General features: G+C 71.2%; 20 protein-coding genes. 18 read left to right on the top strand and 2 right to left on the bottom strand.

Annotated elements, in window-relative coordinates:
- The first annotated feature begins 40 nt into the window (after positions 1–40).
- The gene (locus HZS55_RS10835) at positions 41–2200 is read left to right on the top strand and encodes an archaea-specific SMC-related protein (protein WP_179911686.1); all 2160 of its coding nucleotides are present in this window, start codon (positions 41–43) and stop codon (positions 2198–2200) included.
- Between the two features lie 84 nt (positions 2201–2284).
- Here the strand turns inward: HZS55_RS10835 and HZS55_RS10830 are convergent, their stop codons facing one another.
- Positions 2285–2548, bottom strand: coding sequence for a hypothetical protein (locus tag HZS55_RS10830; RefSeq protein ID WP_179911685.1), 264 nt, complete (start codon positions 2546–2548; stop codon positions 2285–2287).
- Between the two features lie 471 nt (positions 2549–3019).
- The gene (locus HZS55_RS10825) at positions 3020–3337 is read right to left on the bottom strand and encodes a cupin domain-containing protein (protein WP_179911684.1); all 318 of its coding nucleotides are present in this window, start codon (positions 3335–3337) and stop codon (positions 3020–3022) included.
- A gap of 326 nt (positions 3338–3663) precedes the next feature.
- Here HZS55_RS10825 and HZS55_RS10820 point away from each other — a divergent pair, with 326 nt between their 5' ends.
- The 17 genes from HZS55_RS10820 to HZS55_RS10740 all read left to right on the top strand — a co-directional run bounded on the left by HZS55_RS10820 (position 3664) and on the right by HZS55_RS10740 (position 20197).
- Complete coding sequence (locus HZS55_RS10820; protein ID WP_179911683.1) at positions 3664–4320, top strand: helix-turn-helix domain-containing protein; 657 nt, start codon at positions 3664–3666, stop codon at positions 4318–4320.
- 92 nt (positions 4321–4412) lie between these two features.
- Entirely contained in the window at positions 4413–5066 is a 654-nt protein-coding gene (locus HZS55_RS10815) for a helix-turn-helix domain-containing protein (protein WP_179911682.1), read from the top strand.
- Positions 5067–5376: 310 nt separating this feature from the next.
- A complete protein-coding gene (locus tag HZS55_RS10810; protein WP_179911681.1) occupies positions 5377–6030 on the top strand; it encodes a hypothetical protein in 654 nt (217 codons plus the stop codon).
- Between the two features lie 46 nt (positions 6031–6076).
- A complete protein-coding gene (locus tag HZS55_RS10805; protein ID WP_179911680.1) occupies positions 6077–6709 on the top strand; it encodes a QcrA and Rieske domain-containing protein in 633 nt (210 codons plus the stop codon).
- Complete coding sequence (locus HZS55_RS10800) at positions 6709–8268, top strand: cytochrome b (RefSeq protein ID WP_179911679.1); 1560 nt, start codon at positions 6709–6711, stop codon at positions 8266–8268. Before HZS55_RS10805 ends, HZS55_RS10800 begins: the two co-directional genes overlap by 1 nt.
- On the top strand, positions 8265–8444 hold the full coding sequence (locus HZS55_RS10795) for a hypothetical protein (protein ID WP_179911678.1): 180 nt from the start codon (positions 8265–8267) through the stop codon (positions 8442–8444). Before HZS55_RS10800 ends, HZS55_RS10795 begins: the two co-directional genes overlap by 4 nt.
- Complete coding sequence (locus tag HZS55_RS10790; RefSeq protein WP_179911677.1) at positions 8441–11590, top strand: nitrate reductase subunit alpha; 3150 nt, start codon at positions 8441–8443, stop codon at positions 11588–11590. Before HZS55_RS10795 ends, HZS55_RS10790 begins: the two co-directional genes overlap by 4 nt.
- Positions 11587–12654 (top strand): nitrate reductase subunit beta, encoded by a 1068-nt coding sequence (gene narH / locus HZS55_RS10785; RefSeq protein WP_179911676.1) that lies wholly within the window; start codon positions 11587–11589, stop codon positions 12652–12654. The genes HZS55_RS10790 and narH overlap by 4 nt, the downstream gene beginning before the upstream one ends.
- Before the next feature lie 58 nt (positions 12655–12712).
- On the top strand, positions 12713–13540 hold the full coding sequence (locus HZS55_RS10780) for an ethylbenzene dehydrogenase-related protein (protein ID WP_179911675.1): 828 nt from the start codon (positions 12713–12715) through the stop codon (positions 13538–13540).
- Complete coding sequence (locus HZS55_RS10775) at positions 13537–14253, top strand: molecular chaperone TorD family protein (protein WP_179911674.1); 717 nt, start codon at positions 13537–13539, stop codon at positions 14251–14253. The genes HZS55_RS10780 and HZS55_RS10775 overlap by 4 nt, the downstream gene beginning before the upstream one ends.
- A 3-nt stretch (positions 14254–14256) precedes the next feature.
- Complete coding sequence (locus tag HZS55_RS10770) at positions 14257–15288, top strand: hypothetical protein (protein ID WP_179911673.1); 1032 nt, start codon at positions 14257–14259, stop codon at positions 15286–15288.
- Entirely contained in the window at positions 15281–16120 is an 840-nt protein-coding gene (locus HZS55_RS10765; protein WP_179911672.1) for a HEAT repeat domain-containing protein, read from the top strand. Before HZS55_RS10770 ends, HZS55_RS10765 begins: the two co-directional genes overlap by 8 nt.
- 26 nt (positions 16121–16146) lie before the next feature.
- On the top strand, positions 16147–17457 hold the full coding sequence (locus HZS55_RS10760) for a P-loop NTPase (RefSeq protein WP_179911671.1): 1311 nt from the start codon (positions 16147–16149) through the stop codon (positions 17455–17457).
- Positions 17458–17584: 127 nt separating this feature from the next.
- A complete protein-coding gene (locus tag HZS55_RS10755; protein WP_179911670.1) occupies positions 17585–17821 on the top strand; it encodes a DUF7511 domain-containing protein in 237 nt (78 codons plus the stop codon).
- Positions 17822–17909: 88 nt separating this feature from the next.
- Positions 17910–19103: a molybdopterin molybdotransferase MoeA gene (locus HZS55_RS10750; RefSeq protein WP_179911669.1), complete on the top strand. Its 1194-nt coding sequence runs from the start codon at positions 17910–17912 to the stop codon at positions 19101–19103.
- 69 nt (positions 19104–19172) lie between these two features.
- Positions 19173–19844, top strand: a complete 672-nt coding sequence (locus tag HZS55_RS10745; protein ID WP_179911668.1) for a hypothetical protein — start codon at positions 19173–19175, stop codon at positions 19842–19844.
- 20 nt (positions 19845–19864) lie between these two features.
- Positions 19865–20197 carry a hypothetical protein gene (locus HZS55_RS10740; protein ID WP_179911667.1) on the top strand — a complete coding sequence of 111 codons (333 nt, stop codon included), beginning with the start codon at positions 19865–19867 and terminating at the stop codon, positions 20195–20197.
- The last annotated feature ends 42 nt before the right edge of the window (positions 20198–20239 follow it).

Genomic DNA, 20239 nt, shown 5'->3' with positions numbered 1-20239 from the left:
GATATGAACGCATTTACGCGCGCCGCTCCCCGGACCGGGCATGGACGGTGACGCTGGGGCGGACGGCCCCGACAGCGCCGATACCCCCGACGGCGCGGACCGCGATTCCGCCGATACCTCCGACATCGCCGACACCACCGAGGTCGCCGACGCCGCCGACGCCGTCGATCCCGGTCCGGACGGGTCGAACGGCGACCGGACGCGGCCGGCGCCCGACGCCGGAGCGGGAACCGCGTCGCTCTCGGTCCGGAACGTCGGTGGCATCGAGGCGACGGCGGTCGATCTCGGCCCGGGCGTGACGGTGCTGGCCGGCCGCAACGCGACCAACAGGTCGTCGTTCCTGCGGGCGATCCGGGCGGTACTCGGCGGCGAGGCGAGGCCGTTGCGGCGCGGCGCCGACTCGGGCCGCGTCGAGCTGACCGTCGACGGAGAGACCTACACCAGACGGTTCGAGCGGGCCGGTGACGGGGTGGCCGCGACGGGTGACCCGTATCTCGCCGACCCAGGCCCGGCCGAGACCTACGCCGTGTTGCTCGAGGACAACGACGTTCGACGGGCGGTCAGGGCGGGCGACGACCTCGCCAACGTGGTCATGCGACCGGTCGACACCGACGCGATCGAGGCGGAGATCGAGCGGCTGACCGCCGAGAAGCGACGGGTCGACGACGACCTGGCGGACCTGGAGGGCGTCGGCGACGAGCGGGCGAACCTGTCCGCCGAGCGGCGCCGTCTCGAGGGCGAGATCGAGGGGCTCGAATCGGACCTCGCCGACCTGGAGGCGGAGATCGAGGCGGCCGACGCCTCGCTGGACGACGGTATCGAGCGCGACGAGCGCCTGGAGGAGCGGCTCGACGAGCTTCGGGACGCCCGGACGGACCTCGAATCGGTGATCGAGGACCTGGACGCCGAGCGGGACACGATCGCGGCGGTCGAGCGCGAGCGCGACGAGATCGAGAGCGACCTGACGGCGGTGTCGCCCGTCGACGAGGCCGAACTCGACGCGCTGGCCGACGACATCGCGACGCTACGCGAACGCAAGCGTCGACTCGACGGCGACGTGAGCGCCCTCCAGGGGATCGTCCGGTTCAACGAGAGCCAGCTCGAGGAGGGCCTCCTCGGCGAACTCGGCGAGATCCGCCGGGACGGTGCGGATCTGGCCGGTGACGACGGCTTCGCGGGTGACGGCGCCGCGGGATCCGCGTCGAGCGACGGGGAGGGTCACGTGACCGACCGGCTGTCGGGGACCGAGCGGGTCACCTGCTGGACGTGCGGGTCGACCGTCGACCGCGCGGCGATCGAGGGGACGCTCGACCGGTTGCGCGACCTCAGGGAGCGGACGCTCGGGCGGCGTCGCGACCTGACCGCCCGGATCGACAGGCTCGCCGCCCGTCGCGAGCGGCTGGAGCGACGGCGCGAGCGGCGGGCGGACCTGCGGGCCGAGCGCGACCGCGTCGAGTCCGAACTCGCGCGCCGCGAGGAGCGCATCGGCGACCTCGAACGGCGGCGTCGGGAGCTGAACGAGCGCGTGCAGAACCTGGAGGCGACGGTCGAGGACCTGCGGACCGAGGACTACGCGGATCTCCTGGACCTGCACCGGCGGGCCAACGAGCGCCAGGTCGAGCTCGAACAGCGGCGGTCGGACCTGGCCGCCGTCGAGTCGGAGCTGGACGCCCTCGACGAGCGCCTCGACGACCGGGACCGACTCGAGACCCGCCGCGAGGAACTGCAGTCCGACCTCGTGGAGTGCCGGACGCGACTCGACCGGACCGCGGCCGAGGCCGTCGCGACGTTCAACGAACACGCCGACGCGCTGGTCGACGCCCTCGACTACGACAACGTCGCCCGCGTGCGCCTGACGCGGACCACCGGCACCGACCGGTCGGGCGCCGACGTGGGGCGGTTCGACCTCCGCGTCGTCCGCGAGGGCGACGAGGGCGCCTTCGAGGACTCCCCGGCGAACCTCAGCGAGAGCGAGCGGGAGGTCGTCGGGCTCGTCCTGGCGCTCGCCGGCTACCTCGTCCACGACGTACACGAGCGGTGCCCGTTCCTCCTGCTGGACTCGCTGGAGGCCATCGACGCCGAGCGGATCGCCGACCTGGTCGACTACTTCGCCGACTACGCGACGTACCTCGTCGTCGCACTGCTCGAAGCCGACGCGACGGCCGTCGGGACGGCCCACGACCGCGTCACGGAAATCTAGGCGGCGCTCGCTCCCCGGATCCGGGCTCGGAGTCGCCGTCGCCCGTACCATCTTCCGCGTCCGTCGCGTGTGTCTCCACGTCAGTCACGCGCGCCTCCGCGCGTCGGTCGGGTCGGCACCCTCGACCAGCCGGACGCGGTCGTTCGTGCTCTCGGCGACGCCCCTGCGGTCGATCGCGACCGTCGTCCGCGACCCGGTCTCGCCGGTCGGGTCGCCCGGTTCGGACCGCTCGGGGTCCAGGAGGACGCTCGCCCGGTCGCCGTCGGTCCGCACGATCGTCCCGACGGCCGTCCCGTCGTCGGCCACGACTCGCTTCCCTCTGTCGGTGCCCTGAAAGTTCCGTCTCATGTGTCGTTCCGCCACCCGTGAACGAGGGGGGAGGCGCCTGCCTCTAACCGAGTTTCGACAATAAACCCGGAGCCCCGTCCCGCCACCGGCCCGCCACCGTTGCGACCGTTCCACCCGACCCCCGCGTCGGTAACACCCGCCTACCGCGACGGTTTCCGCCCCCCGATACGCACGACGCCGAAATCATTGAAATATGATGGGTTCGATATCACATACGGGAACATATAATTCTCACAGAAAATAAAGTTCGTTCAAAGACGCGTGTCAGGCCCTCAAAAGCCCTCGAAGGCGTTTCAGCCGCGATCAACTCCGTAGATCTTATTTCGAGTTCGAGAGGAGGAACAACTCGGAATTTTCGGTCCGAAAGCGGTTTTCTGCCGAACCAGTCGCTCGGTTACAGTATTCCGCGTTTTAATCCTCTAAATCCGGTACGATCCTCGAACCGGGTCGGTGTTCCGCGACGGGACGTGTTCAGGGGGCGCCGGCGAGGACGAACGTGCTCTCGGCGTCGCCGTTCTCGATCCGTCGGCGCTCGTCGGGGTCGATACGGAGGGCGTCGCCGGGCGCCATCGCCACGTCCTCGCCGCCGACGGTGACGGTGGCTCCGCCCTCGACGAGGACGTACACCTCCTCCTGGCCGTCTTCGGCGTGGTCGTGGGGCTTGCCGGTCCAGCCCGGCTCGCACTCCAGCACGGAGACGCCGAGGTTCTCGCAGTCCAGTTCGTCGCGGAGGAAGTGGAGCCCGCCACCGACGGCGTCCACGTCCTCGTAGTTCACTTTCGTCGGCATCGCCGTCAGGTACGCTCTCCAGCCGCAAATGCCCTGTGCCGGTCGCGATGGAGACGAGCAGTCCGTGTACCAGTTGTAGCAGTGGTTTCCGTTCGGTTCGGAGTGAAACAGACAGTAAAAGCGTTCACCCCCGAGTCCCGGGCCCGATAGCCGACCGCATCCGGTCCTTCGGGGTCGACATCGTTCGGACACGAGCGCACGTTTCAGCGCCTACGGGCGTTCAGCCCCGCTGCTCCCGACACTGTGGCCGTTATCCGACCGGGGAAGGTGCCCGAACATGTTTCCCCGAAGACACGCTTTTGTGGTCGGCGTTCGGAGGAGGGCCCATGTCGACCGAGGGGCTCCGGGTGGAGATGCGTGTCACCGACCCCGGCCACTGCACGCCCGCTCGCGCGGCGCGGACGGCTGGCGCGCGCGTCGACGCCGTCTCGCGCACCGTCGACGACGGACGGCTCGTCCAGGAGTTCACCCTCAGGGGGGACGCCGAGGAGGTCCGCGAGTGCGCGGCGCCGGACGACGACCTCGAAGTGGTCTTCGAGTGGGACGAGGGCGTCCGCTACCGCGAGCGCGGCGTCGACGAGTCGCCCTGCGTCTGCGGCGTCCTCTCGGAGTACGGCTACCCGCTCGACGATATATCCGCCACGGACGACGGGCTCAGACTCTCGTTCTACACGCCCGACGCCGACCGGCTGGAGGCGGTCGTCGAGGTGCTGCGCTCGCGGTTCGGGGGCGTCGCCGTCGTCGGCCTCGAACGGGACTGCGACCTGGCCGACCACGACCCGGTGGCCGTCGACCGGGCCGAGCTGACCGACCGCCAGCGGGAGGTGCTGGAGACCGCCTTCGAGATGGGCTACTTCGAGACGCCCAAGCGCGCCAACGCCGGCGAGGTCGCCGAGGAACTCGACGTGGCGCTGTCGACGGCCTGCGAGCACCTCGCGACCGCCCAGCGGACGGTCCTCTCGATGGTTCTCGATTCGAAGTGACAACATAAGCCAGACGAACGTGTTCGTCGGGGGTTCCCGGACACTGAGAGCGCCGAACGGGGTTCTTTTGGGGAGCGTGCCACCGGCCGCACATGGGAGTCGAATCGACAGGTGGCATCCAGGTCAGGCTGGCGGTCGAGGCGGCCGGGGCCTGCCCGGTGGCGGCGTCGACCGGCGGTGACACGATCGGCCGGTCGGCCACGTGGAGCACGGCCGGGGAGGGTGAGGTCGTCGAGGAGTTCGACCTCGTGGGCGACGCCGAGGCGGCGGACCTCCCCGACGAGGCATCGGTCGTCTTCGAGACCGACCGCTCGGAACGGGTGCGGTTCACCCGCGAGGGCGGCGACTGCATCTGCGAGGCCGTCGAGCGCCTGGGCGCGCCCGTCACCGACGTGAGCGCCTCGCGAGGCACGCTCCGGCTGAGCTTCCACGCGACGGACGTGGAGACGGTCCGGGCGGCCGTCGACGACCTCGACGCCGCCTTCGGGTCGGTCCGCATCGACCGGCTGGCCCGCACCGGCGACGGCGAGGCCGACGATATGGTCCTCGTCGACCGGGGGCGGCTCACCGACCGCCAGCAGGAGGTGCTGGAGACGGCCATGGAGATGGGCTACTTCGAGCGCCCCCGCTCGGCCAACGCGACCGAGGTCGCCGAGCGGCTGGACATCGCCCCCTCCACGTTCGCCGAACACCTCGCGTCGGCCCAGTCGAAGGTGCTCGACTCGCTGCTGGAGGGGTCGGCGTGACGGCCCTCGACGACGGGCGGTCGGTCGCCCGTCGACCGGGCGCTCGCAGACCGGGCGCTCGCAGACCGGGCGCTCGCAGACCGGGCGCTCGCAGACCGACCGGTCGGTTCCGTCGCTGTCGGGCGGTTTTCGACCGGAGTACAAGTACGGCCAAAATATTCGGGGTACACTGCTATCCGCGACGGCGGTACATATTCGGTGTGATGTCCCGTCTGCCGACCGACCGACGGAGGCCGCGGCGTCCGGGGGGTTCGGGCGTCCGCGAGGCGGTAACTCGGGGTCCCGAGCGACAGGAGGGGGTGGGACGCCGATGAGGCGCACCGGCTACCTGATCGCCCTGCTGGTCGTGATGACGCTGTTGCCGATGTGGTACGTCGGGCTGCACGGCGAGCCGCCGAGCGAGGAGATCGCCATCGACCAGAGCGTCTCGGAGCTGCGGCCGCTCGACGGCTTCCTCGACACGCCGAACAAGCTCTCGCCGAGCCAGGTGGGCGTCATCGTCTGGGTGGCGCTGCTGGCGCTGGTCGCCGTCCTCTCGGCGGCCCACCGGTTCATGAACCGCGCCGTCAGGCCCGACGAACCGGCGGCCGCCCGCGGGGCCGCGAGCGACGAGGCGCCCGTCGCCGACGGCGGGCGGGCCGCGACCGGGAGCGACGGGCGCCCGGCCGACGCCCGGTCCGACGGCGGCACCGTCGGTTTCCCGTGGCTCTCGACCGAGGAGCGCTGGGTCGTCGAGTACCACGACGCGAGCGAGGCCATCGAGGGGCTGGTCGTGATGGGCGGGCTGACCGTCCTCGCGATCGTCTTCGCGGCGCTGTTCACCGGCGAGTACCTGACGCTGGCGCGTACCCAGTACTTCGGCGTCTACGCCGCCGGGATGTTCCTCTCGCTGGCCGGCTCGACGGTCGCCTACTACGCGTGGTTCATGCCCCACATCGAAGTCGCCGAACGGAGGGACCACTGATGTATCGCACGACCGACATCACCGCCGTCCGCGGAGGGAGCCACCGATGAGCGACGACTGTGACACCTGCGACGGCTGTTGCGGCGACGAGGAACCGGCCCGGCCGAGCATCTACACCGACGCCCGCGCCGAGATGGAGCGCCGGGACTACGCGAAGGTGCTGGCGACCGTCGGCGGGCTGACCGCCGTCGGCAGCCTCGCGGCGCCGCTGATGGGCCTGACCCGCGTCTTCGAGCGGGGATACTCCGGACCGGTGTACTCCGACGGCGTCGCGCTGGTCGACGGCGAGGGCGACCGCGTGACCGAGGACACCCTCGCCGAGGGCGAGCAGCTGACCGTCTTCCCCGAACCCAGGCCGGGCATCGCGGACGCGCCGACGCTGCTGGTCCGTTACCCGGAGGACGCCTACGGCGGCGAGACGAGCATGGAGTCGACGGTCGGCGGCTACGCCGCCTACTCGAAGGTCTGCACGCACGCGGGCTGTATGGTCTCGGACACCGAGGGCGAGACGCTGGTCTGCCCGTGTCACTTCGGGAAGTTCGACCCCACCAGCGGCGCTTCGGTCGTCGGCGGCCCGCCGCCGCGGGCGCTCCCACAGCTCCCACTGACGCTCTCGAGCGACGGCTACCTCGTCGCGACCGGGGACTTCGAAGGGCCCGTCGGCCCGGGGGGTGAGTGATGGCGACCAGCGACGGCGGCGACGGGACCGGCCGCCTCGCCCGCGCTTACGACTGGCTCGACGCCCGTCTCGACCTCGATTCGGACAGGGACGTGCTCGGCAAGGCGTTCCCCGCCGAGGACTCCTTTCTGCTCGGCGAGGTCGCCCTGTTCTGTTTCCTCGTCCTCGTGTTGACGGGGATGTTCCTCGGCTTCTTCTTCGAACCGAGCACGAGCGACGTGACCTACGAGGGCAGCGTCGAGCGCTTCCAGGGCGAGGAGGTGCCCGAGGCGTTCACGAGCGTCCTGAACATCACCTACGACGTGCCGTTCGGGATGCTCCTGCGCCGGATGCACCACTGGGCGGCCCACCTGTTCATCGCCTCGATGGCGCTGCACATGCTCAGGGTCTTCTTCACCGGCGCCTACCGCAACCCCCGCGAGCCCAACTGGCTCGTCGGGACGGGGCTGGCCGGCCTCTCGATGGGCGCCGCCTACACCGGCTACGCGCTGCCGTTCGACGAGTTCGCCAGCACCGCGACGGGGATCGGATACAACCTCGCGAAGTCGATCCCGCTGGTCGGCGACGCGTTCGCGAAGCTCGTCTTCGGCGGGTCGTTCCCGTCGTCGGCCACTATCCCGCGGTTCTACTTCCTGCACGTGCTCGTGATACCGCTGGCTATCGCGGGGCTGATCGGCGTCCACATGCTGATCCTGATGCGCCAGAAACACACCGAGGCCGAGCGCGATGGCGACGTGCCCGGACCAGCGCCGCCGGCCGAAGGCGGGGCCGCCAGCGGCGGAACCGCAGCGGCCGACGGCGGTGACGGCGTCGCGACCGACGGGGCCGCCACCGGTAGCGGGGCCGCCACCGACGGCGGTAGCGTCGCCGGGACGGTCCGGGCGAAGGTGGCCGGCGCGGTCGACCGCGACGACGACAGCGTCATCGTCGGGTTGCCCGCGTTCCCGAACCAGGCGGCGGTGAGCGCCGTCGTCTTCTTCCTGACGCTGGCGACCCTGTCGCTGCTGGCCGGGTTCCTCCCGGTCCACAACGTCGCCGAGTACGGCCCCAACGACCCGGCGGGCACGCCCGCGCTCATCATGCCCGACTGGTTCCTGATGTGGGTCTACGGGTTCCTGAAGCTGCTCCCGTCGTGGCTCGCGTTCCACGTCCCCCTCGTCGGCGAGGTCAACGCCGAGTTCGTCGGCGGCATCCTCATGCCGGGGCTCGTGTTCGGGGCCGTCGCGGCCTGGCCCTTCGTCGACTACTACCGCGACCCCGAACACTTCTCGCTGAACCCGCTCGACCGGCCGAAACAGACCGCCGTCGGCGTCTTCGGCGTCACGTTCATCATGGTCGCGTCCATCGCGGGGATGAACAACATCGCCGCCGACGCGCTCGACACCGGGACCGGCGCCGTCAACGCCGTGCTCTGGTGGGCGCTGCTGGGCTGGCCGACGCTCTGTGCGGCTATCACCTACGGCCTGCTGCGCGGCAACGGCGACGACGAACCCGAAGCGACCGACCAGGCCGACGACGAACCGTCCGACGACCGGACCGACGCGGAGGGCGAGGAATGAGCGCCGTGACCGTCACCGAGCGCTCCTATCGCTGGATCGACCGACTGAGCAAGCTGCTTGGCGTCGCGCTGATCGCGATCGGACTCGACACCGGCGGCGACACCGCGGCGGGGATCGCCCTCGCGGCCACCGGCGTCGCCTGCGGACTCGCGACTATCTTCGTTGCCAAACAATGACCGACGACTACTCGACCGACCACGACCGAACCGACGACCCGCCGACCGACAGCACCGACAGCGAAGGGACCGACGGGGTCGCCGAGGGAGCCGCTGCCGACGGCGCAGCGGAGGGCCCCGCGACCACGGACGGCGGCGCCGACGTGGACGTCTCCCGCCGGGACTTCCTGAAGGGCGTCGGCGCGGCCGGCGTCGCCGGCGCGGGGGCCTCCCGGACCGGTCTCGCCCAGGACTTCCTCCAGATGACTCGCCTGCAGGTCGTCAACGACCCGATCGGTGACTACCCCTACCGGGAGTGGGAGGACCTCTACCGCGAGGAGTGGGACTGGGACTCGAAACACCGCTCGACGCACTCGGTCAACTGCACCGGCTCCTGTTCGTGGGAGGTGTACGTCAAGAACGGCCAGGTGTGGCGCGAGGAGCAGGCCGGCGACTACCCGAACTTCGACGAGAGCCTCCCCGACCCCAACCCGCGGGGCTGTCAGAAGGGGGCCTGTTACACCGACTACGTCAACGCCGACCAGCGCATCAAGTACCCGATGCGCCGCACCGGCGAGCGCGGCGAGGGCAAGTGGCAGCGCATCTCCTGGGACGAGGCGCTGACGGAGATCGCCGAACACGTCGTCGACGAGGTGCAGGCGGGCCGCTACGACGCCATCTCCGGGTTCACCCCGATCCCGGCGATGAGCCCCGTCTCGTTCGCCTCGGGAAGCCGGCTGATCAATCTCTTGGGGGGTGTCTCCCACAGCTTCTACGACTGGTACTCGGACCTGCCGCCGGGCCAGCCGATCACCTGGGGCACCCAGACGGACAACGCCGAGAGCGCCGACTGGTACAACGCCGACTACATCATCGCGTGGGGGTCGAACATCAACGTCACGCGCATCCCCGACGCGAAGTTCTTCCTCGACGCCGGGTACAACGGCACCAAACGCGTCGGCGTGTTCACCGACTACTCACAGACGGCCATCCACACCGACGAGTGGCTCTCGCCGCAGGGCGGCACCGACACCGCGCTCGCGCTCGGGATGGCCCGGACCATCGTCGACGAGGGGCTGCACGACGAGGACCACCTCAAGGAGCAGACCGATATGCCGCTGCTGGTGCGGGAGGACACCGGGAAGTTCCTGCGGGCCAGCGAGGTGCCGGGGGTCGGCGACGGCGTCGACCGCCCGGAGAAGACGTTCGTGATGGTCGACGCCGACGGGAACCTGCGGATGGCGCCGGGGTCGCTGGGCGACCGGGACGGACAGAACGACCCCGAGTCGTCGATCGAACTCGACTTCGACCCCGAACTCTCCGTCGAGCGGTCGGTCGAGTTGGCCGAGTCGGCCGACGGCGACAGCGTCGCCGTCCGATCCGTGTGGGACAACCTCCGCGACGAACTCGCGGAGTACACCCCGGAGTTCGTCACCGAGGAGACGACCGTCGGCGAGGAGACCTACCAGCGGGTCGCCCGGGAGTTCGCCGAGGCCGACAAGGCGAAGATCATCCACGGCAAGGGCGTCAACGACTGGTATCACAACGACCTCGGGAACCGCGCCATCCAGTTGCTGGTCACCCTCACGGGCAACCTCGGCGAGCAGGGCACCGGGCTGGACCACTACGTCGGTCAGGAGAAGATCTGGACGTTCCACGGCTGGCAGACCCTATCCTTCCCGACCGGCTCGGTGCGGGGCGTCCCGACGACGCTGTGGACGTACTTCCACGCGGGCATCCTCGACAACACCGACGAGGACACCGCCGCGAAGATCCGCGAGTCCATCGAGAGGGACTGGATGCCGGTCTATCCCGCCGAGCGCGAGGACGGCTCCCGACCGGACCCCTCGACGATGTTCGTCTGGCGGGGCAACTACTTCAACCAGGCCAAGGGCAACGTCGCCGTCGAGGAGGAGCTGTGGCCCAAGCTCGACCTGGTCGTCGACATCAACTTCCGGATGGACTCGACGGCGCTGTACTCGGACATCGTCCTCCCCGCGGCGAGTCACTACGAGAAGTACGACCTCTCGATGACGGACATGCACAGCTACGTCCACCCGTTCACGCCCGCGGTCGAACCGCTGGGCGAGGCGAAGACCGACTGGCAGATCTTCCGGGATCTGGCCGAGAAGATCCAGGCGGTCGCCACGGAACGGGGCGTCGAGCCCGTCGAGGACCGGTCGTTCGACCGCGAGATCGACCTGCAGTCGGTGTACGACGACTACGTGCGCGACTGGGAGAGCGGCGAGGAGGGCGCGCTCGCCGAAGACCGGGCGGCCTGCGAGTACATCCTCGAGAACTCCGAGGAGAGTAATCCGGAGGGGACCGACGAGCAGATCACCCTCGACGACACGATCGACCAGCCCCAGCGGCTGCTCGAAGCGGGCAGCCACTGGACCTCCGATATCGAGGACGGCGAGGCGTACGCACCCTGGCAGAACTACGTGCAGGACAAGGAGCCCTGGCCCACCTTCACCGGTCGCCAGCAGTACTACGTCGACCACGACTGGTTCCTCGAACTGGGGGAGGAACTGCCGACGCACAAGGAGGGACCGCAGAACACCGGCGGGAGCTACCCGCTCTCGTACAACACGCCCCACAGCCGCTGGTCGATCCACTCGACCTGGCGGGACAACGAGACGATGCTCAACCTCCAGCGGGGGGAACCGACGGTCTTCCTCAACCCCGAGGATGCCGAAGAGCGCGGCATCGAGGACGGCGACACCGTCGAGGTGTTCAACGACCTCGGCAGCGTCGAGGTGCAGGCGAAGATCTACCCGTCCAGCGAGCCCGGGACGGTCCGGCACTTCTTCTCCTGGGAGAAGTTCCAGTACCCGAGCCGGGACAACTTCAACACGCTCGTCCCGATGTACATGAAGCCCACCCAGCTCGTCCAGTACCCCGAGGACACCGGCGAACACCTCTATTTCTTCCCCAACTACTGGGGACCGACCGGCGTCAACTCCGACGTGCGCGTCGACGTGCGCCCGGCCGACCAGGGGGCCGACGACGGCGAAAGCGAGAGCGAAGGCGAGGCGGCCAGCCTGCGAATGGCCGACGGCGGGGAGCGCGCCTCCGGCGCGCGACCCTCGTCGGACGTGTCCGACGGCGGCGATCCGCCGGACCGCAGTGATATCGACGCCGCCGACGGGGGTGACGACGCGTGAGCACCGACGACGCACAGCAGGAGGACACGCACATCGACATCGCGGACGGGGTCGACCACCAGGTCGCGATGGTGATGGACCTGAACAAGTGCATCGGCTGTCAGACCTGCACGGTCGCGTGCAAGACCCTCTGGACGGAGGGCGGCGGCCGCGACTACATGTACTGGAACAACGTCGAGACCAAGCCCGGCGAGGGCTACCCGAAGGGCTGGGAGGATTCGGGCGGCGGCTGGCAGTCCGACGAGCACGGCGAGCGCCAGCCGGGCGAGATCCCCGCCAAGGAGCGCTACGGCGGCGACTGGGAGTTCAACCACTCGGATATCATGTACGACGGCAGCGACGAACCGCTGCGCCCGCAGAACGTCGATCCCGAGTGGGGCCCCAACTGGGACGAGGACCAGGGCGCCGGCGAGTACCCCAACAGCTACTACTTCTACCTCCCGCGGATCTGCAACCACTGCACCCACCCCTCCTGCGTCGAGGCCTGTCCGCGCCAGGCGCTGTACAAGCGCGAGGAGGACGGCATCGTCCTCGTCGACCAGGAGCGCTGTCGCGGCTACCGCTACTGCGTCGAGGGCTGTCCCTACAAGAAGGTGTACTACAACGCGGCGAAGAAGAAATCGGAGAAGTGCATCTTCTGCTACCCGCGCATCGAGGGCGAGGGGCCGGACGACGAGATCCACGCCACCGCCTGCGCCGAGGAGTGTCCGCCCCAGCTGCGGCTGGTGGGCTACCTCGACGACGAGGACGGCCCCATCTACAAGCTCGTCGAGGAGTACGAGGTGGCGCTGCCGCTCCACCCGGAGTTCGAGACGGTGCCGAACGTCTACTACATCCCGCCCTACGCGCCGCCCGGCCACTCCGAGGACGGCGAGAGCATCGAGGGCGTCGACCGCATCCCCCGCGACTACCTCGAGGAGCTGTTCGGCGACCGCGTGAACGAGGCCCTCGATACGATCGAGCGCCACCGCGAGCGGGTGAGCCGCGGCGAGGACAGCGAACTGATGGAGATGCTCCAGGACAAGAACCCCGCACAGCAGTACCGACTGGGGGTGTTCGACTGATGCGACAGCACGGAGCGAAGTCGAGTTCGCCGGAGCTCGCTCCGGAGGTGTTCGACGAATGAGCGAGGTGTGTGACTCCGACGCCTCCTGGTTCGGCGTGACCGCGCTGGTCGTCCTCGCGGTCGTCGGCGCGGCCGTGTTGCCGACGCTGTCGAGCGCGCGGCCGGCCAACGAGGTGCCCGTCGGCGACGTGGGCGCGAACGCGACGGACCCGACCGCCGAGTCGTGGACCGCCGTACCGAGCGTGGAACTCGCGCTGGCGAGCGCGCCGAGCGGGCTACCCGAGGCGAGCAACGTCTCGACCACGCACGCGCAGGTCCGCGCGGCGACCAACGGCTCCCACGCGTTCGTCCGGGTCTCCTGGCCCGACGAGACGGCCGACCGCAACGCCTCAGACCTCCGGGCGTTCGCCGACGCCGTCGCCGTCCAGTTGCCCGAAAACGAGAGCGCCCGCCCGCCCATCGCGATGGGCGGCACGAGCAACCGGGTGAACGTCTGGTACTGGGCCGGCGGGACGACCGAGGAGCTGCTCGCCGGCGGCGCCGGGACGACCACCTCGTTCGACCGGTCGGCCGTCGACGCCGAGGCGGTCCACGAGGACGGCGAGTGGCACGTCGCGTTCGTTCGGGAGGCCGCGATGGCCGGCAACCGCACCGATCTGTCCGGCGAGCAGGACGTCGACGTGGCCGTCGCGCTGTGGAACGGCTCCTACGGCGAGCGGGCCGGCCGCAAGGCCGTCAGCGAGTGGCAGTACCTCGCCATGGGCCCCGGACCGCAGGGGCCGCCCTACGAGACCATCCTCTGGACGGTCGCCGGGCTCGCGGTCCTGTTCGTCGCCGTCGTGACCATCGAGGGCGTCCGCCGAACGCGGGGTGGGGCCGCGTGAGCGACGCCGAGCCGGGATCCGGCGGGGACGCGGACCGCCGGGCGCCGGCCGACGACCCGCCGACGGACGCCGACCGCGACGCCGCGGCCCGGGGCGGGCTGTACGCGCTGGCCGCCCGCGCGACGACCGAACCGGACTCCGAACTCCACGAGGCGCTGGCCTCTGGCGCGCTCGACCGGGAGTGCCGACGCCTGCTCGACCGGACGAGTCTCGACGTCGAGCCGCCGGACCTGACCACCGACGACGACCGCGAGACGGTCTGTGCCCGGTTCAACGACCTGTTCGTGCTCGGCCACACGACCGTCGAGGACCGCACCGACGGCACCATCGACGCCGAGGGGCCGAGCGTGTCGCTGTACGAGTCCGGATATCGGCCGGAGGCGTCGTGGAACGACGTGAACCTCGACCTGGCGCGGGCGTACGACTACTTCGGTGTCGAGGTCGACACCGAGCGCCGCGAGAACCACGACCACTACCGGCTGGAACTGGAGTTCGCGGGCTACCTCTGTCGGCGTGAGGCGGCCGTCGACGCCGACGCCGCCCGCGCCCGGCTGGACTTCCTCGACCGCCACCTGGCGCTCCTCTCGGAGGGGGTCGCCGACGCCCTCGACGGCGAACCGGGAACGGGCTACTACGGCGAACTCGCCGACTTCTGTCGCGATCTGGTCGCCGCCGACACCGACGACCTGGCCGACCGGCTGGAGGGGGAGTGACCCGTGAGCCGACCGGCCGCCAACACTGGCGACTCGACCGCCGGGGCCGGGAACCCGGCCGCCGACTCCGGTGACCGGACCGTTCGGTCCGCCGCCCGCGAGCGCCTCGCTGGCGGACTTCCGATGTGGCTCGGGACGGGCCTGGCCGCGCTCGCGCTCGTCCCGACCGCCGGTGTCCTGGCCCTGCGACTCGTCCGCAACGCGCCCGGTGGCCTACCGCCGGCCGGGCGCGCCGCGGCCCCGACCGTGACGGCGTTCGCGGCGGTCGTCCCCGCGCTCGCGGCCCTGGGACTTGCCGCAGAGACCGACGCCCGCGCCGAGCGGGTCGCGCTCGCGGCCGTTGGCGTCTTCGGGCTCGTCGGGGCGGTCGACGCCGCGGCGTGGCTCCCGGCGGCCGCCGCCGTCCTCGTCGGGACGGTCGCCGCGCTCGCGGTCGCACTCGCCGAGCGAGCGCACGCCCGCGTCGGCGCCACCGGCTCGCTCCGGGCCGCGCTGGCGCCGATCGCCCGCCCCGGCGCCGTCGCGGCGCTTGGCGCGCTGGCGCTCGCGTGGTCGCTCGCGGCCTCCGTCGGTCTCGGGACGACGACCCTCCGGCCGGCCGGTGGTGCCGTCACCTTCGCGACGCTGGCCGCGCTCCCGCTGGCCCGTCGACTCGACGGGGCCGTCGATCTGGGGGTGTGGGCCGCCGCGGCGTTCGCGGTGGTCGTTCTCGCGGCGAGCGCGCCGTTCGTCGCCGGCGCGGTCGTCCTCGTCGCGTTCGGCGCGGGGGCGGTCCCGCTCGCGCTGCTCGCGGTCGGGATCGGCGGCGCGGTCGCGACGGTCGTCGCCGACGCCCGCCGGCGGTCGTTCGGGCCGGCTATCGCCGCGGCGCTGCTACTCGTCGCCGGCGTCCCGGGGACGCTCCCCCGGGCCGTCGCGTTCGCGCTCGGGCTCCTCGTGCTCGTCCGCGAGTGGACGCCCGTCGTCGCGGCCACGAGCGACGACCCCGCGGCCGGCGCCCGCGCCGCGACCGCCGGAGGTGGTCCCGATGCGTGACCCCGAGGAGGCCACCGACGGGCCGACGGACCCTCGGGTCCACCCCGAGCAGAGCCCCGGGTTCGACGTCGACCACGCCGGGCTGGACGACATCGAGGTGAGCCGCGAGGACGTGACGATCGGCGAGGCGACCCCGCGGGAACTCGCCGCGGCCGACACGTCGCTCATCGCCAGCGAGAGCGCCCGGGAGAAGATCGAACGGCTCGCGACCGGCGACGCCGTCGAGCGCCAGCGGGCCGCGCTCGCCCTCGCCGAGGAGGACCACGACCCCGCCATCGTCGAGGCGCTGATCACCGCCGGGACGGGGGACGACGACGCGGACGTGCGCCAGTTCGCCGTCGAGGCGCTCGCGAAGCTCGGCGGCGAACGCGCCGGCCCCGCGGCCGTCGAGATCGCCGAGGACGACGACCCGTGGGTCCGCGCCGAGGCCGTCGTCGCGCTCGACCGCATCGACCGCGAGGCGTACGCCGACCGCATCGAGCAAGCACTGGACGCCGACCACCACGCGGTCAGGCGCAACGCCCTCGTCTCGGTGTTCAAGCGCCGCGGCGAGGACGCGCTCGACCCGCTGCTGGACGCCGCCGACGACGAGAGCGAGCGCGTCCGCGAGTGGGCCGTCCACCTGCTGGCGGGCGTCGACGACGACCGCGCCCGCGAGGTCCTGGCCGAGACGGCGGACGACGAGTCGGAACCGCGGATCGTCCGCGGCACGGCCGCGCGGGCGCTGGAGGCCGACCCCGGTCGCTTCCGCCGGCAGTTCTCCGGGGCGCTCGACCGCGGCGACACCACGCTCCCCGGCGAGGACCACCTGAACCGCCGGCCCGACCTCTGACCGCGACACTCGCTGTCTCCCCCACTATGTCCGAACACACCGACCCAGACGCGACCGCCGACGAGGATGCTACCGAACGTGAATCGAACGACGACACGCTGCAGGACGACGTAGAGGCCGCGCTCCGGCAGGTCCGGGACCCCGACGCGGGCAAGGACGTGTTCGAGGCCGGTCTCGTCTCCGATATCGCCGTCTCCGAGGGCGCGGTCACGGTCGTCGCGGACCTGACCGACTTCCGGCCCAAAGAGGGCGAGCAGGTGACGAGCGCGATGCTGCAGGCCGTCTCCGACGTGGCGGGCGTCGACCACGCCCACATCGAGCGCGAAACGGCCCACGCCGGCGACGAGGACCGCTCGACGGGCCTCGCCGACGTGGACCGGGTGATCGCCGTCGCCAGCGCGAAGGGCGGCGTCGGCAAGACCACGGTTGCGACGCATATCGCCTGTGCGATGGCCGGCGCGGACCGCGACGTGGGGCTGTTCGACGCCGACATCCACGGGCCGAACGTCCCGGAGGTGCTGGAAGTCTCCGGGCCGGTCTACTCCGACGACGACGGCAACCCCCTGCCCGTCGAGGCCAGCGAGTTGGACGTGATGAGCGTCGGGCTCATGGAGTCGGGCGCGCCGCTGGCCTGGCGGGGCGCGATGGCCCACGACGCCCTCTCGGAGCTGTTCGAGGACACCGCCTGGGGCGATCTGGACACCCTGATCGTCGACCTCCCGCCGGGGACCGGCGACGTGGTGCTGACCACGCTCCAGGAGGTCCACCTCGACGGCGTCGTCTTCGTCACCACCCCCTTCCACGCGGCCGTGACCGACACCGCTCGCTCGCTGGACCTGTTCGAGGAGAACGACGTGCCCGTCCTCGGTGTCGCCGTCAACATGGCCGGGTTCACCTGCCCCACCTGCGGCGACGAACACGACCTGTTCGAACACGGCGAGCCGCTCGAGGGGCTCGACGCGCCGGTTCTCGCCGAGCTGGACTTCGACCCGAGCGTCCAGGCGACGCCCCGACCCGGCGACCTCCCGGAACAGATGCAGCGGCTGGGCGAGGATGCCCGCGAGCGCGTCGAGGACGTGTGGGCGGTCGACGTGCCCGACGAAGCGGTCGACCTGCGGGGCGTCGACGCCGACGGTCGCCACGACCGCGTCCGCGAGGCGTTCGACGCGACCGAGCGGGGCGAGGCGTTCGTCCTCGTCTCCGATCGGGACCCGGCGCCGGTCCGCTCGTTTATCGCCTCGCTGTCGGCCGAAGCCGACGACCCCGGCGACCTCGACCCCTTCGAGGTCGAACGGCTGAATCCCGAGACCTGGGTGCTCCGGACCGTCCGACCGTAGTCGGCCGGCGAGACGGGTACGGACCGTCCGGTCGGTTCGCGTCGGCTCCGGGCCGCTACGTTGGCCTATTGTGAGTTCATAGCAGCGCTCTTGTGGGCCAGCGGCCACCCTTCGAGTGAGTAACACGATGTCGGGACGCACGCGGTCAGCGGACGACTCCTCATCCGAGCCCCGAACGCCCTCGATCGACCCCGGTCAGCCCGGTCGGGCGGACCCGCCGACGCTGGAACTCGCGCTCGTCAAGTACGCCGACCGGCCCGACCGGTGTACGGTCCACCCGCCCGACGCGGCGGGGGTCGAGCGCATGTCGACATGGATATCCGTCGACCGAAGCCTCGTCGTCGACGCCGCGTCGATGCGGTGAACTCGGCGGCCGCGACACCGGCGTCGAGCGGCGACCGCCGGCTCGCGCTCCCGGACTCCTTTAGGTCCCCGCCGCCGAACCGCCGGTGATGGGACACGAGGGCTTCACGGAGGTGACGCGGCTGGCCGCCGCGCGCGAGGAACTGCTGTCGGTCGTCGACCCGCCGGCGAGCACCGAGTCGGTTCCCGTCGCCGAGGCCGACGGCCGGGCGCTCGCCGAACCGGTCGCCGCGACCCGCGACGTACCGGGGTTCGACCGCGCGGCGATGGACGGCTACGCCGTCCGCGCGACCGACACGCACGACGCGAGCGGCCGCTCGCCCGCCGTCCTCGACGGGACGGACGGGGACGTAGGGCCGGGTCGTGCGCGCTACGTCCACACCGGGAGTCCGATGCCCGACGGCGCCGACGCCGTCGTGAAGGTCGAGGAGACGGAGACACGGGGGGACCGTGTCGAGGTGTTCGCCGCCGTCGCGCCCGGCGAGAACGTCGCGCCCGCCGGCGAGGACGTGGAGGCGGGCGACCGGCTGTTCGAGGCCGGCCGTCGGCTGCGCCCCTCGGACCTGGGACTGCTGAAGGCCGGCGGCCACCGCTCGGTGGCCGTCCGCTCGCGACCGACGGTGAGCGTGATCCCGACCGGCGAGGAACTGGTCGACTTCGACCCCGGCTACGGCGAGACGACCGAGACCAACGGCCTGACCGTCTCGCGGCTGGTCGAGCGCTGGGGCGGGGCGGCCACCGGCCGCGATATCGTCGGCGACGACGAGGCCGCCTTGCGGGAGGCGACCGAGCGCGACACGGACCACGATATCGTCGTCACGACCGGCGGGTCCTCGGTCGGCGAGCGCGACCTGATCGCCGACGTGGTGGCCGACCTGGGCGAGGTGCTCGGCCACGGCGTCGCGCTCAAACCGGGCCACCCCGTCGGCTACGGCGTCGTCGACGACACGCCCGTGCTGACCCTGCCCGGGTATCCCGTCTCCTGTCTCGTGACCGCCGTCCAGCTGTTGCGCCCCGCGGTCGCCGCCGCCGGCGGCTTCGAGCCCGAGCCGTTCCCCGAGTTCGCGGCGACGCTCGACCGCAAGATCGCCAGCGAGGTCGGCGTCCGGTCGTTCGTCCGGGTACGCGAGACGAGCGAGGGAGCGGTCGAACCGGTTCGAGGCGGCGCGGGCGCCCTCTCCTCGGTCGCCGCCGCCGACGGCTGGGTCGTCGTCCCCGAGAGCCTCGAAGGCGTCGCCGCCGGCGAGTCGGTCACCGTCCAGCGGTGGGAGCGCCACCACTGACACGACCGGCGGCGCTGCCGTGACCGAGCGATCGGTCGATTTAGATGGGGTGACGTGCTGGAGCGGGGTATGGCAACGGACGGGGCGAACGACCGCGACCGAACCTTCGTGTTCATGGTCGGGGCAGGACTCGTGGTGGTGCTATACGCGCTCGGGTCGGCCTTCGACCCGTCCGACCTCGTCGGACTCGTCGCGCTCTACGGGACGTATCTGGCCGCCTTCGCGGCCGTCGCCGCCCTGATCGTCGACGTGTACACCTCGTCGTACGACGACACCTACGTGGAGGCCGGTGACGACTCCCCGGCCGCCGAGTGGGACGACGTCTGGGACGTCTCCAGCGTCGAAGTCGCGACCGCCGCCGGGCTCGCCGCACTGCTCGCGGTGAGCGTACGTGCATCGCTCGCGCTCGGCACCGTGGCGACGGCCGTCTCTCTCGTCGTGGTCCTGGGCTTCAGCGCCGCCGCGGGGTGGTGGTTGTACGTGCCCGAGCGCGGCCGCGCCGCCCCCGACGACTATCCCTTCGCCTCGGATATCGGCGTGATGCGAAGGCAGGTGGGTATCTTCTGTAACATGACCGTGTGGTTCACGGCCGCGCTGATGCCCGTGCTGTTGGGCTGGTCGGTGCCGGTCGCGGCCGCCGGCCGGACGGTCACCGTTCCGGCGCTCGCCCTCTCGGCCGCCGCACTCCTCGTGTTCGCGCTCTCCCACTGGCTGTTGACCCGTCCGCTCGTCGAACGCTGAGGGGAAGACGACGCCGAGCGGTGAGCGCCGCCGACGGCCGGGTCGTCCCCTGCGAGTGCGCGCCCGACCGGGGAGTTACGTCGGCGCGAAGCACGGATATGTTCGAGCACACCGAGGACGGCGTGGGAAAGACCGTCGTCAACCCGGTCGGCGACGAGGTCGGGATGATCGAGGACTTCGAGGGAAACACCGCCTACGTCGACATTCACCCGAGCTGGACCGACCGGATCGAGGCTCGTGTCGGCTGGGACGACGACCCCGACATCCGCGAGGGGCCGCTCCGCGACGAGTACGTCGAGGAGATCACCGACGACGAGGTGATCCTCCGGCAGGACATCCAGATCGACCGGTGACGGCGCGGCGGTCTGTGGCGGGCCCGGAGGCGACCCTCGAAC

Origin of the sequence: Halosimplex rubrum (assembly GCF_013415885.1) — an archaeon.
GTDB classification, from domain to species: domain Archaea; phylum Halobacteriota; class Halobacteria; order Halobacteriales; family Haloarculaceae; genus Halosimplex; species Halosimplex rubrum.
The sequence above is the reverse complement of the archived record's forward strand: the minus strand, read 5'-3'. Positions and strand labels throughout refer to the sequence as shown.